Raw genomic sequence first — 14,226 nt, 5'->3', positions numbered from 1 at the left:
TTGACGTTCGCTGCGCTGATCGCGGCGCCCGGACTGCGTGGCCCGATGCGCCGCCTTGCGTACTTCGTACACCGGCGTGGCCTGGGGCCGCCGGACGGTGCCGCTCGGGTTTCCCCTGCAACACACACTATATCTAGTGCAGAACCGCTCAACTGGCACCAAGTATAGTGGACATTCGGACGACGTCCAACTGGATAATTTGCGCGAGAGCCCTTGACATCGCTCGCGCGCAGACACGGCAAGGCATTGGTCGGAGAAAAAAAAATTGTGCGCCGAAAAACCGCGCGCTCAGTGCTGCCGGAAAGGAAAGTATTCGGCGGGAAAGCCTGCATCGCTCGCGAAGCGTTGCCAATCGAAGTGCGGACCGGGGTCGGTCTTGCGGCCCGGCGCGACGTCGGAATGACCGGCGAATGCGTCGACCGGATAGCGAGCGGCAAGCGCACGCGCAAGCGTGGCGAGCGTCGCGTATTGCGCAGCCTCGAACGGCACGTCGTCCGCGCCTTCGAGCTCGATGCCGATCGAGAAGTCGTTGCAGCGCTCGCGGCCGAAGAACGCGGACGCGCCCGCGTGCCATGCCCGCTCGTAGCACGACACGAACTGCACGAGTTCGCCGTCGCGACGGACGAGGAAATGCGCGGACACGCGCACGTCGCGCAGGTGAGCCTGGTAATAAGGGTGCGTGTCGCAGTCGAGACGGTTCTGGAACAGCGCCTCGATCGCGTCACCGCCGAATTCGCCGGGCGGCAGGCTGATGTTGTGAACGACGACGAGCGTCGGCACGGCGCCGGCGGGACGCGCCTCGAAGTTCGGCGACGGCGCGTGGCGCGCTTCGCGCACCCAGCCGCTCGCGTCGATCGAGAAAGACGGCGTACCGCTCATCGCGCGTTGCGCTCGCTCGCGCGCGCCGCGTGGCGCTGCGCATGCTCGGTGCTGCAGAAGTATTCGCCGCCTGCGGCGACCGCGTCGCCCTTCGGCGCATGCACGCCGCATTCGGCGCAGCGCACCATCGGCTCGGGGAGCGACTGCGCGTCACCGGCGCGCGTGGCGCCTGCGCCGCCGCCGTAACCCGGCGCGCCGCTGCCGGGCCCGGTATCACGCCCGGTGCGCGTCTGCGCCTGGCGCAGCTTGCGCTGGATCCACGAGCCCGCGAAGAACAGGAGGATGAGGAGGAGTATCTGTCGCATCGGAAAAACGGACGGTCAAACCACGGAGCGGTGCAGCAGCACCTCGAACACGAACCGGCTGCCGACATACGCGAGCAGCAGCGCGGCGAACGACACGAGCACCCAGCGCGCGGCGGCGCGACCGCGCCAGCCCGACGTCCTGCGCGCAATCAGCAGCCCGCCGAACATCAGCCACGACAGGATCGCGAACACGGTCTTGTGGTCGAGCCGCAGCACGCGCGCGTCGACCTGCTCGCTGAACAACATCCCCGACGCAAGCGTCAGCGTCAGCAGTACGAAACCCGCGCCGATCAGGCGGAACAGCAGCTTCTCGAGCGTGAGGAGCGGCGGCAGCGTCTCGAGCCAGCTCGCGATCCAGCCCGTCGAACCCGTGCGTCCGCCGTTCCTCAGCGACTGCAGGCGCCGCTCGACCATCAGCATCAGCACCGCATGCAGCGCCGCGATCGCGAACAGGCCGTACGCGATGTTCGCGATCAGGAAGTGCAGCTTGAACAGCGGCGCTGCGGCATAAGGCAGCACCCGCACCCCGCCGAACACGAGCGGCAGCAGCGACGCGCCGCACGCGAGCGGCAGCACGAGCAGGCGCAGGCTGTCGAGCGGGAAGAAAAAGCTCTCGATCCAGTAGATGCCGGCGCCGAGCCAGAACATCGCGGACAGCGCGAACGCGAAGCCGAACACCATCGCGTCGTGCGGAAAGATCGTCATGTGCAGCAGCACGCCGTGCGCGACAAGCGCAGCAAACAGCAGCGCGCGGCCCGCGCCGCTCATGCCGGAGGCGGCGGACGCCGGGACCGGCACGGCCGGTACGCTCGCGACGAGCGGCGAAGCCGCGCCCTGGCGGTGCGCGCGCCAGCCGGCGACGGCGAGACCGCCGTACAGGATCGCAGTGAGGGCATACAGTACAATATCCATGTTCGAAGTTTACACTAGGCCCCCTTCCCGCGACGGCTCCCGATTCAGTCCCGCCGCGCCTTCGGGCCCCACTGTCCATCGCTCCCCATGCTCGACAATCTCACTCAACGGATGGCGCGTGTCGTCAAGACGCTGCGCGGCGAGGCCCGGCTCACCGAGGCGAACACCCAGGAGATGCTCCGCGAGGTGCGCCTCGCGCTCCTCGAGGCCGACGTCGCCCTGCCCGTCGTTCGCGAATTCATCGCGAAGGTCAAGGAAAAGGCGCTCGGCGAGGAGGTGATCAGCAGCCTGTCGCCCGGCCAGGCGCTCGTCGGCGTGGTCCAGAAGGAGCTGACCGCCGTGATCGGCGGCGACTACGAAGGCAAGGCCGCCGAGCTGAACCTCGCCGTCACGCCGCCCGCCGTCATCCTGATGGCCGGCCTGCAGGGCGCCGGCAAGACGACCACCGCCGGCAAGCTCGCGAAGCTCCTTCGCGAGAAGTACAAGAAGAAAGTGCTGACGGTGTCGTGCGACGTGTACCGCCCCGCCGCGATCATGCAGCTCAAAACGGTGAGCGAACAGGTCGGCGCCGATTTCTTCCCGTCGACGCCGGACCAGAAGCCGGTCGACATCGCGCTCGCGGCGGTCGACTGGGCGAAGCGCCACTACCATGACGTGCTGATCGTCGACACGGCCGGCCGTCTCGGCATCGACGAAGTGATGATGCAGGAGATCGCCGCGCTGCACGGCACGCTGAAGCCGGCCGAAACGCTGTTCGTCGTCGACGCGATGCTCGGCCAGGACGCCGTCAACACCGCCAAGGCGTTCAACGACGCGCTGCCGCTCACCGGCGTCGTGCTGACGAAGCTCGACGGCGACTCGCGCGGCGGCGCCGCGCTGTCGGTGCGCCACATCACCGGCAAGCCGATCAAGTTCGTCGGCGTCGCCGAGAAGCTCGACGGCCTCGAGATCTTCCATCCGGACCGGATGGCGAACCGGATCCTCGGCATGGGCGACATCCTCGCGCTCGTCGAGGAAGCGCAGCGCGGCGTCGACGTGCAGGCCGCGCAGAAGCTCGCCGACAAGGTCAAGAAAGGCGGCGATTTCGACCTGAACGATTTCCGCGCGCAGATCTCGCAGATGAAGAACATGGGCGGCCTGTCGTCGCTGATGGACAAGCTGCCCGCCCAGTTCCAGCAGGCGGCCGCCGGCGCGGACATGGGCCAGGCCGAAAAGCAGATCCGCCGAATGGAAGGGATCATCAGCTCGATGACGCCCGCCGAGCGCGCGAAACCCGAGATCATCAAGGCGACGCGCAAGCGCCGCATCGCAGCCGGCGCAGGCGTGCCGGTGCAGGAAGTCAACCGGATGCTGAACCAGTACGACCAGATGCGTACGATGATGAAGAAGCTGAAGGGCGGCAACATGCAGAAGATGATGCGCGGCCTGAAGGGCATGATGCCCGGCCTGCGCTGATTTCGCCCGGGCGGACGGCGCGCGGGTTTTTGCTGTAGCGCGCGCCGGCCGTTCTGCCTCATCCTTATTTGTATACCGACTGCCCGCCAGAACACATGAACCGCGAAGAAGCCCTCCACATTTTCGAACACTCCGAAGAGATCGTCTCGGCGGACGCCGTCAACGCGTCGATCGCCCGGATGGCCGACGCGATCCGCGCCGAGATCGGCGACGCGTTCCCGCTCGTCCTGTCGGTGATGGGCGGCGCCGCGGTGTTTACCGGGATGCTGCTGCCGCATCTCGATTTCCCGCTCGAGTTCGACTACATCCACCTGACCCGCTACCGCAACACGACGCAGGGCGGCCCGGAGATGCACTGGCGCGTCGCGCCGCGCGAATCGGTGAAGGACCGCATCGTGCTCGTGCTCGACGACATCCTCGACGAAGGCGAAACGATGGCCGCGATCCGCGACCGCATCCTCGACATGGGCGCGAAGCGCTTCATGTCCGCCGTGCTGTGCGAAAAGACGCTCGCGAAGGCGAAGCCGCTGCATCCGGACTTCTGCGGCTTCAAGGTGCCGGACCGCTACGTGTTCGGCTGCGGGATGGACGCGAAAGGCTACTGGCGCAACCTGCCGACGATCCGCGCGCTGACTGCGAACGTCTGACGCCCGCGCGGCCCGCAAAAGAAAAGCGGCGCTCCGGTTTTCCCGGAGCGCCGCTTTTTCGTTGAAGCGCCGTCGAACGGCGCCGCGCTACAGCTGGTGCACGAACACGCGGATTCCGCCCAGCATCATCTCGACCGAGATCGCGACGAGCACGAGCCCCATCAGCCGCTCGAACGCCGCGACCGTCCGCTCGCCGAGCCATTGCTGGATCCGCTCGGCCAGCACGAGCGCCACCGCGCAGACGATCATCGTGACCGTCAGCGCACCCGCCCATTCGAGCATCTTGCCGGGCGCCTGCGACGTCAGCAGCATCACCGTCGCGAGCGCCGACGGCCCCGCGAGCGCCGGAATCGCGAGCGGCACGATGAACGGCTCGCCGCCCGCGCGCGGATCGTTGCCGAGCGCGCCGTCCGGATGCGGAAAGATCATCCGCAGCGCGATCAGGAACAGCACGATGCCGCCGCCGATGCGCAGCGACAGGTCGGTGAGGTTCATCATCCGCAGGAAGCGGTCGCCGACGATCATGAAGAACAGCAGGATCACGAACGCGATCCCCACCTCGCGCAGGATCAGCTTCACGCGCCGCTCGCGCGGCACGTCCCGCATCGCCGAGATGAAGAGCGGGATGTTGCCGAGCGGATCGGTGATCAGCACAAGGAGCACGGTGGCCGACAGGAAGGTGTATTCCACCGTGTCCTCCGGTCGGCCGGCTTAGTGCGCGAGCGCCGCGCGAACCTTGTCGGCGACCGTCGCCGCGGCCGTATCGGCCGGCAGCAGCGTCGCCTCGGTGTCGCGGCGGCCCTGGTACTCGATCTTGCCTTCCTTCAGGCCGCGCTCGCCGATCACGAGACGGTGCGGCACGCCGATCAGCTCCCAGTCGGCGAACATCACGCCCGGGCGCTCGCCGCGATCGTCGAGGATCACGTCGACGCCGGCCGCGGCCAGCTCCGCGTACAGCTTGTCGGCCGCTTCGCGCACTGCTTCGCTGCGGTCATAACCCATCGGGCACAGCACGACCTCGAACGGCGCGATCGATTCCGGCCAGATGATGCCGCGGTCGTCGAAGTTCTGTTCGATCGCCGCGCCGAGAATGCGCGTGACGCCGACCCCGTAGCAGCCCATCAGCATCGGCTGCGGCTTGCCGGCCTCGTCGATGAACGTCGCGCCCATTGCTTCCGAGTACTTGGTGCCGAGCTGGAACACGTGGCCGACCTCGATGCCGCGGCAGATGTCGATCACGCCCTTGCCGTCCGGCGACGGGTCGCCCTTCTGCACGTTGCGGATGTCGGCGACTTCCGGTTCCGGCAGGTCGCGGCCCCAGTTCACGCCAGCGATGTGATAGTCGACCTCGTTCGCGCCGACGACAAAATCGCTCATGTTCGCGACCGTGCGGTCGGCGATCACCTTCACCGGCTTCTTCGTGCCGATCGGGCCGAGGTAGCCCGGCGGCGTGCCGAACCACTCGACGATTTCCTGCTCGGTCGCGAAGCGGTGGTTTGCCAGGCCCGGCAGCTTCGACGCCTTGATCTCGTTCAGGTCGTGATCGCCGCGCAGCATCAGCAGCCAGATCGTCGGTTCCGCACCTTCGTTGTCGGTCGCAAGCACGATCGACTTGATCGTGCGCGCGAGCGGAATGCCCATCAGTTCGGCGACGGCCTCGCACTTCGCCTTGCCCGGCGTCGCGACCTTCGCCATCGGCTCGGCGGGCGCGGCGCGCTCGGGCGTCAGCGGCAGCGCTTCGGCCGCCTCGATGTTCGCCGCGAAATCGGAGGTCGGGCAGTATGCGATCGCGTCTTCGCCGGTGTCGGCGATCACGTGGAACTCGTGCGAGAAGTTGCCGCCGATCGAGCCGCTATCGGCCGCGACCGGACGGAACTCGAGGCCGAGGCGCGTGAAGATGCGCACGTACGCGTCGTACATCTTGCGATACGACTCGGCGAGGCCGTCGGCGTCCTTGTCGAACGAGTACGCGTCCTTCATGATGAATTCGCGGCCGCGCATCACGCCGAAGCGCGGACGGATCTCGTCGCGGAACTTCGTCTGGATCTGGTAGAAGTTCACCGGCATCTGCCGGTAGCTCTTGATCTGGTTGCGCGCGATGTCGGTGATCACTTCCTCATGCGTCGGCCCGATCACGAAGTCGTTGTCCTTGCGGTCCTTGAAGCGCAGCAGCTCGGGGCCGTACTGCTCCCAGCGGCCCGACTCCTCCCACAGCTCGGCCGGCTGCACGGCCGGCATCAGCAGCTCGATGGCGCCAGCCCGGTTCATTTCCTCGCGCACGATCGCCTCGACCTTGCGAATCGAACGCAGGCCGACCGGCAGGTAGTTGTAGATGCCGCCGGCGACGCGACGGATCATGCCGGCGCGCACCATCAGCTTGTGGCTGACGATCTCTGCGTCGGCGGGTGCTTCTTTCAGGGTGCCGATAAAGAAACGGGAAGCTTTCATGCGGACGGTTCCAAAAACGGCGCCCCCATGCGGGGCGCCCGAAAAAGATTCAAGGAGAAAAAGCTGCGCGCGGCGAACGGCGATGGCGCAGATGACTTAGCAGACAAATCAGGGACAATTCAGCCGGTGCGCCCCGCGCGGATTCGCTCCGTTACGGTGCGCAGCGCCCGGTATCTGTTTATAATCAAAGCAATTTTAAAGGATTCGAAGGTGGTTGTATGCTGGATCGTGAAGGCTTTCGCCCGAACGTCGGCATCATCCTCTTGAACGCGCGCAACGAGGTGTTTTGGGGCAAGCGGCTCCGCGAGCATTCCTGGCAGTTTCCTCAAGGTGGGATCAAGTACGGCGAGACCCCCATGCAGGCAATGTACCGGGAACTGCACGAGGAGACGGGCCTGCATCCGGAACACGTCAAGATAATCGGCCGCACTCGCGACTGGTTGCGTTACGAGGTGCCTGACAAGTTCATCAAACGCGAAGTACGCGGTCATTACCGCGGCCAGAAACAGATCTGGTTCCTGCTGCGGATGGTCGGACGCGATTGCGACATTTGCTTGCGCGCGACCGATCACCCGGAGTTCGATGCGTGGCGCTGGAACGAGTACTGGGTACCGCTCGATGCGGTGATCGAGTTCAAGCGGGATGTCTATCAGTTGGCGCTGACGGAACTGTCGCGCTTCCTGCGCCGCCCGGCGCAGCGGGCCGACAGGCCGCGAGGTCCGCGTCCGCGCTATCCGCGCGTCGTGGATTCGCAGCTCCATCAGACGGTAACGGTTGTCGACGCATCGGTGGTGTGTTCCGAGGTCGAAGTGGAAGCGAGCACGCTGGACGAGGCGCCGCCTCGCCTGATCCTCGGCGAATGACAAGTCGGACTGCATGACCGGGCGCGACCATGATGTCGCGCCCTTTTTTTACGAGGAATGCATATTGAAAGCGATTGCTCTCGCGCTCACGTCGATCGCGGCTGCGGCCGCCCTGGCTGGCTGCGCGCATTCGAACACGCCGTCCAACAAGGATGACAGCGCGTTCGTGTATCTGCTGGACCGTCAGCCGACCTGGAAGGAAAACACCGTCGACACGTTGCCGCCGCTGCCGCAGGCCGGCGACCTGCTGCCGTTCAACGTGTCGCAAAACACGCCGCTCAAGTTCTTCGTCGATGCGAAATCGCTCGCGGTCGGCACCGATGGCATCGTCCGGTACACGGTCGTCGTCACGAGCCCGGCCGGCGCACGCAACGTCATCTACGAAGGGATCCGCTGCGACACGTACGAGTGGCGCCAGTACGCGGGCCTCAACGCGGAGCACGACGGCTGGGACCGCACGGTCGAGAACGACTGGCGCCGCATCGAGAACGGCGACCTGAACGCGTACCACGCCGCGCTCTACCAGGACTACTTCTGCGCGAACAAGATGCCGATGGGCACGACGAAGTCGATTCTCGAGAACATCAAGTATCACCGCACCGCGCTGAACCAGCTGCGCTGACCGCGCGCGGCCCACAGCCGCCGCCATGTAAAAAGCCCGCGTCGCCGCGGGCTTTTTTTCGTGCCGACACCGCCGTCACCGGCGCGCGCGACTCACACGAGCACGAGGTTGTCGCGGTGGATCAGTTCCGGCTCCAGCATGTAGCCGAGCACCGCTTCGATCTCGCCACTCGGCTTGCGCTGGATCAGCTTCGTCTCAGCGCTGCTGTAATTGGTGAGACCGCGCGCGACTTCACGTCCGTCGGGGCCGACGCATGCGATCACCTCGCCGCGCGCGAACACGCCCTGCACGCTGACGATACCGATCGGCAGCAGGCTCTTGCCGCCCGACGTCAGCTTTTCGACTGCGCCGGCGTCGATCACGACGTGCCCGCGCACCTGCAGGTGATCCGCCATCCACTGCTTGCGCGCCGCCATCCGCGCCGTACGCGCGATCAGCTGCGTGCCGATCGACTCGCCCGCGGCGAGACGTGCGAGCACATCGGGTTCGCGCCCGCTTGCGATCACGGTGTTCGCGCCGCTGTGGGCCGCACGCTTGGCCGCGAGAATCTTCGTCAGCATGCCGCCGCGGCCGAGGCTCGACCCCGCGCCGCCCGCCATCGCCTCGAGCTCCGGCGCACCCGCATTCGCTTCCGCGACCAGCGTTGCCGACGGATCCTTGCGCGGATCGGCGGTGAAGAGGCCCGACTGGTCGGTGAGGATGATCAGCGCATCGCCTTCGATCAGGTTCGCGACGAGCGCGCCGAGCGTATCGTTGTCGCCGAACTTGATTTCGTCGGTGACGACCGTGTCGTTCTCGTTGATGATCGGCACGACGCCAAGCCGCAGCAGCGTGAGCAGCGTCGAGCGTGCATTCAGGTAGCGTTCGCGGTCCGCGAGGTCGGCATGGGTGAGCAGGATCTGCGCGGTGCGGATGCCGTGTTCGGAGAAGCGGCTCTCATAGACCTGCGCGAGACCCATCTGTCCGACCGCGGCCGCGGCCTGCAACTCGTCGATCTCGCGCGGACGCTTGCTCCAGCCGAGCCGCTGCATGCCTTCCGCGATGGCGCCCGAGCTGACGAGCACGACTTCCTTGCCCTCGTCGCGCAGCGCGGCGATCTGGGCGGCCCAGAGGCCAATTGCGGCATGATCGAGCCCCTTGCCGTCGTTGGTCACGAGGCTGGATCCCACCTTCACCACCAATCGCTTCGAATCCGCGATGATCGAACGCATCGTGCGCTGTCTCCTGTATGTGATGCCTGGCCCGGCCGGGCGCGATTAAATTCCACCGCCGGGCGGCTCACGCCCGGCGCATGCGGACCGCTCAGGCGTCGCTGCTCTCAGCGTCGGGCGACGGCGCGTCGCGGAAGCGCACGTCTGCCGCCAGATCTTCCGCCTCCTCGGCGCGATGCGCATCCGAATGCTCCGCGAGGTAGTCGTAGATCGCATAGCACAGCGCCTCGCAGCCTTGGCCTGTCAGCGCCGAGATCTCGAACACGGGGCCGTCCCAGCCGAAGCGCTCGAGGAAATCCGCGACGCGCGACTCGCGCTCGTCTTCCGACACCATATCGAGCTTGTTCAGCACGAGCCAGCGCGGCTTCTCGTACAGCGACTCGTCGTACTTGCGCAGCTCGCCGACGATCGCCGTCGCCTCCGCAACCGGATCGACGTTTTCATCGAACGGCGCGAGATCCACGAGATGCAGCAGCACGCCCGTACGCTGCAGGTGTCGCAGGAACTGATGACCGAGGCCTGCGCCTTCGGCTGCACCTTCGATCAGCCCCGGAATGTCGGCGATCACGAAGCTCTTGCTCGGCCCGACGCGCACGACGCCGAGATTCGGCGCGAGCGTCGTGAACGGGTAATCGGCAATCTTCGGCTTCGCGTTCGACACCGACGAAATGAACGTCGACTTGCCCGCGTTCGGCATGCCGAGCAGGCCGACGTCGGCGAGGACCTTCAGCTCGAGGCGCAGCATCCGGCGCTCGCCGGGCTTGCCGTCGGTCTTCTGGCGCGGCGCGCGGTTCGTGCTCGACTTGAAGTGCAGGTTGCCGAGACCGCCTGCCCCGCCCTTCGCGAGCATCACTTTCTGGTCGTGCTCGGTCAGGTCGGCGATCAGCTCGCCGGTGTCCATGTCGTTGATGATCGTACCGACCGGCATGCGCAGCGTGATATCGTCGCCGCCCTTGCCGTAGCAGTCCGAGCCGCGGCCGTTCTCGCCGTTGCGCGCCAGGTGCTTCTTCGCGTAACGGTAGTCGATCAGCGTGTTGATGTTGCGATCGGCGATCGCATAGACACTGCCGCCCCGGCCGCCGTCGCCGCCGTCCGGCCCGCCGAACGGAACGAATTTCTCGCGGCGCATCGACGCGCTGCCATCGCCTCCGTCTCCGGCGATGACTTCGATTCGTGCTTCGTCAATGAACTTCATTCGTTACTCCGCCCAGTATTTTCGCTATTGTGCCGCGCGCCGCCGCGCTTGAACAATCGGCCATCCGGCCAATTGCGCCTGCGCAGCGACAAAATAAAAAAGGCCCCGCGACAACTGCGGGGCCTTTCGGCTACGAAGCCCGTGGATGCCTGACTTAGGCAGCCGCCGGGACGACGATGACCGTATGCTTCTTGTCCGCGCCCTTCGTCGCGAACTTCACGTGGCCGTCGACCAGCGCGAACAGGGTGTGATCCTTGCCCATGCCGACGTTCTCGCCAGCGTGCATGCGGGTGCCGCGCTGACGCACGATGATGCCGCCGGCGTTGATCGCCTGGCCGCCGTACACCTTCACGCCGAGACGTTTCGACTCGGAGTCGCGGCCGTTCCGGGAAGAGCCGCCTGCCTTTTTGTGTGCCATCTGATTGCTCCTTTACCGAGGCGCTTACGCGTTGATCGCGTCGATGCGCAGCTCAGTGTAGTTCTGGCGGTGGCCGCCGTGCTTTTGGTAGTGCTTCCGGCGACGCATCTTGAAGATGGTGACCTTGGCATGACGACCGTGCGACACAACGGTGGCCTTGACGGAAGCCCCACTGACCAGCGGCGTACCGAACTTAATCGATTCGCCTTCGCCCACTGCGAGAACCTGGTCGAGCGTGATTTCAGCGTCAATGTCAGCCGGTATCTGTTCTACTTTGAGTTTTTCGCCAACGGCAACCTTGTACTGCTTGCCGCCGGTTTTTATGACCGCGTACATTGAGAACCTCACTCTGGATCCAATTTTTCCGCACACCACGCGCGGAAAAGGCGTGATTATACAGAGAGTTAGCAGCGCTGTCAAAGCCGATCAGCGATTGCCGCGCGCGGGCCTCGGCCGGACGGCCAAAATCGCGCCCGCGGCGCGGGCGACAACCCGGCATGTGGCGGATTCGACTTATAATCCGCGGCATCACCCAATTCCATGATCATGTCGTCGCCCACCGCCTCCCCCACCCTCAGCGCCGCCCACCTGCTCGCCCCGATCACCAGCGATATGGAGCAGGTAAATCGCGTCATCCGGCAAAGCCTCGCGTCCGACGTGCTGCTGATCAACCAGATCGCCGAATACATCATCGGCGCGGGCGGCAAGCGGCTGCGTCCGGCGTTGCTGCTGCTCGTCGCGGGCGCGCTCGGCGAAACGTCGCACCAGCGGCATGTGCTGGCCGCCGTCGTCGAGTTCATCCATACGGCCACGCTGCTGCACGACGACGTCGTCGATGAATCCGAGCTGCGGCGCGGCCGCCAGACGGCCAATGCGCTGTTCGGCAACGCGGCGAGCGTGCTGGTAGGCGACTACCTCTATTCCCGCTCGTTCGAGATGATGGTCGGCGTCGGCAAGATGCGCGTGATGGAGATCCTCTCCGAAGCGACGACCATCATTTCCGAAGGCGAGGTGCTGCAGCTCCTCAACATGCACGACGCGGACGTCGACGAGGCCCGCTACATGCAGGTGATCCGCTACAAGACGGCCAAGCTGTTCGAGGCATCGGCCCGTCTCGGCGCGGTGCTCGCGGGTGTCGACGCAACGACCGAAGCCGCCGCCGCCGAATACGGGCGCCGCATCGGCACCGCGTTCCAGATCATGGACGACTGGCTCGACTACGCGGGCACGGCCGAAGCGATGGGCAAGAACGCCGGCGACGACCTGCGCGAAGGCAAGCCGACGTTGCCGCTCATCTACCTGATCGAGCGCGGCACGCCCGAACAGGCCAAGCTCGCGCGCGAAGCGATCGAGCAAGGCGGCACCGACCGCTTCGACACGATTTTCGACGCGATCACGCGCTCCGGCGCGCTCGACCATACGCTCGAATGCGCGCGACAGGAAGCGCAGGCCGCGGCCGCCGCGATCGCCGCGTTCCCGGACTCCGTCTACAAGGAGAGCCTGCTCGAGCTGTGCTCGTATTCGACGTCGCGACAATCGTGACGCACACGGTCGGGCTGAAGCCGCCCGACCGCTTTAGTGCTTCCGGCCTCCGTCCTTGACGATGAGGCCGGTCGAAATGGACCGCCGGACCAGCATCTCAAAAATTTCTTCACAAAAGTGTTCCATTTTCGAAAAAGCGCTGGTATAGTTATGTTCTTGCTCGACGACGCAGCGGTCTTAAAGAAGACTGCCTGATCGGAAGAGTCCAAATCGGGGTGTAGCTTAGCCTGGTAGAGCGCTACGTTCGGGACGTAGAGGCCGGAGGTTCGAATCCTCTCACCCCGACCAGATTTGTGAAAAACCGTGCACGCAAGTGCACGGTTTTTTTTTACCTGCAGCCCGCGAAGGCCGATCCGCTTCGCGGCACGTCCCGGTCACCGGCCTCTGCTATAGTCCCTCCATCCCTGTCCTTCACTGCCCTTTCGACGCGTGGACCAAATTCCCTTATGGGCGCAAATCGGCGCCGTCTTCCTGCTTCTCCTCTGCTCCAGCTTCTTTTCCATTTCAGAAACCGCGATGATGGCGCTCAACCGCCATCGGCTGAAGCACCTCGCGGGCAAGGGCGCGCTGGGCGCCAAAACGACCCAGGGCCTGCTCACGCGCACCGACCAGCTGCTCAGCGTGATCCTGATCGGCAACAACCTGTTCAACACGATCATCCCGGTCCTCACGACGTCGATCGCGCTGCATACGTTCGGCCGTAACAACCTCGCGCTGTCGATCGCGACCGGCATCGTCGCGTTCCTGATCATCGTGTTTGCGGAGATCGCGCCGAAGATCGTCGGCGCGACGTTCCCCGAGCGCATCGCGCTGCCCGCGAGCCTGCTCATCGCGCCGCTGATGCGCGTGCTCAAGCCGATCGTCTGGTTCGTCAACGCGCTGGCGCACGGGATACTGTGGGTGCTGCGCATCAATACGGCCAAGGGCCGCGACCAGCGGATGTCGCCCGACGAACTGCGCACCATCGTGCTCGAGTCGAGCAGCTTCATGCCGACCAAGCACCGCAGCATCCTGCTCAACCTGTTCGACCTCGAGAACATCACCGTCGATGACGTGATGGTGCCGCGCCGCCAGATCGAATCGCTCAACTTCTACGCGCCGCTCGACGACGTCCTGCATCAGCTCGAGACCTGCTATCACAACCGGCTCGTCGTCTACGAAGGCGACATCGACAAGGTGCTCGGCGTCCTGCACGTACGCAAGACGCTGACCGCGCTGCACAACCAGGATTTCGACCGCGAGACGCTGCGCACGCTGCTCGCCGAGCCGTACTACGTGCCGTCGGGCACGCCGGTATTCCAGCAGCTCCAGTTCTTCCAGGAAAGCCGCCATCGCACGGCGCTGATCGTCAACGAATACGGCGAGCTCGAAGGCCTCGTCACGCCCGAGGACATCATCGAGGAGCTGATCGGCGAGTTCACGACGTCGATGCCGCGCAGCGAGCGCAAGGGCGGCTGGGACGAGAACGGCGAATGCATCGTCGCAGCCAGCATGCCGCTGCGCGAGCTGAACCGCTGGCTGCACCTGAAACTGCCGACGGACGGGCCGAAGACGCTCAACGGCCTGATCCTCGAAGTCCTCGAGGAGATTCCGGAAGACGACGTGTGCCTGAAGATCGGCGACGTGATGCTCGAGGTGATGCGCAGCGACGACCAGGCGGTGCGCACCGTCAAGCTCTTCAAGCCGCGCGCGACGCGCGGCACGCGCAGCCTCGTGCATTGAAGGGCAT

General features: G+C 65.5%; 15 protein-coding genes and 1 tRNA gene. 7 read left to right on the top strand and 9 right to left on the bottom strand.

All coding sequences use genetic code 11. The features are described 5' to 3' along the window. Positions 1-288: 288 nt before the first annotated feature. The 3 genes from ampD to ACV229_RS11860 are packed head-to-tail and all read right to left on the bottom strand — an operon-like array spanning position 289 to position 2,096. The gene (gene ampD, locus ACV229_RS11870) at positions 289-879 is read right to left on the bottom strand and encodes a 1,6-anhydro-N-acetylmuramyl-L-alanine amidase AmpD (RefSeq protein ID WP_448083325.1); all 591 of its coding nucleotides are present in this window, start codon (positions 877-879) and stop codon (positions 289-291) included. Beyond that, positions 876-1,184, bottom strand: a complete 309-nt coding sequence (locus tag ACV229_RS11865) for a PP0621 family protein (protein ID WP_448083324.1) — start codon at positions 1,182-1,184, stop codon at positions 876-878. The genes ampD and ACV229_RS11865 overlap by 4 nt, the downstream gene beginning before the upstream one ends. A 15-nt stretch (positions 1,185-1,199) precedes the next feature. Beyond that, entirely contained in the window at positions 1,200-2,096 is an 897-nt protein-coding gene (locus tag ACV229_RS11860) for a cytochrome C assembly family protein (RefSeq protein ID WP_448083323.1), read from the bottom strand. Positions 2,097-2,183: 87 nt separating this feature from the next. On the opposite strand from ACV229_RS11860, the gene ffh reads away from it, so the two are divergent. Both ffh and ACV229_RS11850 read left to right on the top strand, forming a co-directional pair. After that, entirely contained in the window at positions 2,184-3,551 is a 1,368-nt protein-coding gene (gene ffh, locus ACV229_RS11855; RefSeq protein WP_448083322.1) for a signal recognition particle protein, read from the top strand. A gap of 95 nt (positions 3,552-3,646) precedes the next feature. Continuing rightward, positions 3,647-4,198 (top strand): hypoxanthine-guanine phosphoribosyltransferase, encoded by a 552-nt coding sequence (locus ACV229_RS11850; protein WP_448083321.1) that lies wholly within the window; start codon positions 3,647-3,649, stop codon positions 4,196-4,198. 87 nt (positions 4,199-4,285) lie between these two features. Here ACV229_RS11850 and ACV229_RS11845 read toward each other — a convergent pair whose 3' ends face one another. Continuing rightward, positions 4,286-4,888 (bottom strand): MarC family protein, encoded by a 603-nt coding sequence (locus tag ACV229_RS11845; protein WP_448083320.1) that lies wholly within the window; start codon positions 4,886-4,888, stop codon positions 4,286-4,288. A 21-nt stretch (positions 4,889-4,909) separates the two neighbouring features. After that, positions 4,910-6,646: a proline--tRNA ligase gene (locus ACV229_RS11840; protein WP_448083319.1), complete on the bottom strand. Its 1,737-nt coding sequence runs from the start codon at positions 6,644-6,646 to the stop codon at positions 4,910-4,912. A gap of 218 nt (positions 6,647-6,864) precedes the next feature. Between ACV229_RS11840 and ACV229_RS11835 the strand changes: the two genes are divergently transcribed. Together ACV229_RS11835 and ACV229_RS11830 are read left to right on the top strand one after the other, a co-directional pair. Beyond that, on the top strand, positions 6,865-7,509 hold the full coding sequence (locus tag ACV229_RS11835; protein WP_448083318.1) for an RNA pyrophosphohydrolase: 645 nt from the start codon (positions 6,865-6,867) through the stop codon (positions 7,507-7,509). A 64-nt stretch (positions 7,510-7,573) separates the two neighbouring features. Then, the gene (locus tag ACV229_RS11830) at positions 7,574-8,131 is read left to right on the top strand and encodes a CNP1-like family protein (protein WP_448083317.1); all 558 of its coding nucleotides are present in this window, start codon (positions 7,574-7,576) and stop codon (positions 8,129-8,131) included. Positions 8,132-8,223: 92 nt separating this feature from the next. On the opposite strand, the gene proB is transcribed toward ACV229_RS11830, so the two are convergent. From proB to rplU, 4 genes are all read right to left on the bottom strand, one after another. After that, positions 8,224-9,342, bottom strand: a complete 1,119-nt coding sequence (gene proB, locus ACV229_RS11825; RefSeq protein ID WP_448083316.1) for a glutamate 5-kinase — start codon at positions 9,340-9,342, stop codon at positions 8,224-8,226. Between the two features lie 91 nt (positions 9,343-9,433). Then, the gene (gene cgtA / locus ACV229_RS11820) at positions 9,434-10,537 is read right to left on the bottom strand and encodes an Obg family GTPase CgtA (RefSeq protein WP_448083315.1); all 1,104 of its coding nucleotides are present in this window, start codon (positions 10,535-10,537) and stop codon (positions 9,434-9,436) included. Between the two features lie 154 nt (positions 10,538-10,691). Further along, positions 10,692-10,955 (bottom strand): 50S ribosomal protein L27, encoded by a 264-nt coding sequence (rpmA, locus tag ACV229_RS11815; protein WP_006400419.1) that lies wholly within the window; start codon positions 10,953-10,955, stop codon positions 10,692-10,694. 24 nt (positions 10,956-10,979) lie between these two features. Beyond that, positions 10,980-11,291 carry a 50S ribosomal protein L21 gene (gene rplU / locus ACV229_RS11810; protein ID WP_006025184.1) on the bottom strand — a complete coding sequence of 104 codons (312 nt, stop codon included), beginning with the start codon at positions 11,289-11,291 and terminating at the stop codon, positions 10,980-10,982. A gap of 210 nt (positions 11,292-11,501) precedes the next feature. Here rplU and ACV229_RS11805 point away from each other — a divergent pair, with 210 nt between their 5' ends. From ACV229_RS11805 to ACV229_RS11795, 3 genes are all read left to right on the top strand, one after another. Beyond that, positions 11,502-12,497 carry a polyprenyl synthetase family protein gene (locus tag ACV229_RS11805; protein ID WP_448083314.1) on the top strand — a complete coding sequence of 332 codons (996 nt, stop codon included), beginning with the start codon at positions 11,502-11,504 and terminating at the stop codon, positions 12,495-12,497. Positions 12,498-12,708: 211 nt separating this feature from the next. Continuing rightward, a tRNA-Pro gene (locus ACV229_RS11800) sits at positions 12,709-12,785 on the top strand. 141 nt (positions 12,786-12,926) lie between these two features. Next, on the top strand, positions 12,927-14,219 hold the full coding sequence (locus tag ACV229_RS11795) for an HlyC/CorC family transporter (RefSeq protein ID WP_448083313.1): 1,293 nt from the start codon (positions 12,927-12,929) through the stop codon (positions 14,217-14,219). Positions 14,220-14,226: the final 7 nt, after the last annotated feature.

The sequence above is a fragment of the Burkholderia sp. MR1-5-21 genome, from assembly GCF_053427715.1.
The sequence above is the reverse complement of the archived record's forward strand: the minus strand, read 5'-3'. Positions and strand labels throughout refer to the sequence as shown.

Excerpts from the sequence above, each read along its gene's own strand:
- ampD (WP_448083325.1), bottom strand. The coding sequence starts at position 879 with ATGAGCGGTACGCCGTCTTTCTCGATCGACGCGAGCGGCTGGGTGCGC.
- ACV229_RS11865 (WP_448083324.1), bottom strand. The coding sequence starts at position 1,184 with ATGCGACAGATACTCCTCCTCATCCTCCTGTTCTTCGCGGGCTCGTGG.
- ACV229_RS11860 (WP_448083323.1), bottom strand. The coding sequence starts at position 2,096 with ATGGATATTGTACTGTATGCCCTCACTGCGATCCTGTACGGCGGTCTC.
- ffh (WP_448083322.1), top strand. The coding sequence starts at position 2,184 with ATGCTCGACAATCTCACTCAACGGATGGCGCGTGTCGTCAAGACGCTG.
- ACV229_RS11850 (WP_448083321.1), top strand. The coding sequence starts at position 3,647 with ATGAACCGCGAAGAAGCCCTCCACATTTTCGAACACTCCGAAGAGATC.
- ACV229_RS11840 (WP_448083319.1), bottom strand. The coding sequence starts at position 6,646 with ATGAAAGCTTCCCGTTTCTTTATCGGCACCCTGAAAGAAGCACCCGCC.
- ACV229_RS11835 (WP_448083318.1), top strand. The coding sequence starts at position 6,865 with ATGCTGGATCGTGAAGGCTTTCGCCCGAACGTCGGCATCATCCTCTTG.
- proB (WP_448083316.1), bottom strand. The coding sequence starts at position 9,342 with ATGCGTTCGATCATCGCGGATTCGAAGCGATTGGTGGTGAAGGTGGGA.
- cgtA (WP_448083315.1), bottom strand. The coding sequence starts at position 10,537 with ATGAAGTTCATTGACGAAGCACGAATCGAAGTCATCGCCGGAGACGGA.
- rpmA (WP_006400419.1), bottom strand. The coding sequence starts at position 10,955 with ATGGCACACAAAAAGGCAGGCGGCTCTTCCCGGAACGGCCGCGACTCC.
- rplU (WP_006025184.1), bottom strand. The coding sequence starts at position 11,291 with ATGTACGCGGTCATAAAAACCGGCGGCAAGCAGTACAAGGTTGCCGTT.
- ACV229_RS11805 (WP_448083314.1), top strand. The coding sequence starts at position 11,502 with ATGTCGTCGCCCACCGCCTCCCCCACCCTCAGCGCCGCCCACCTGCTC.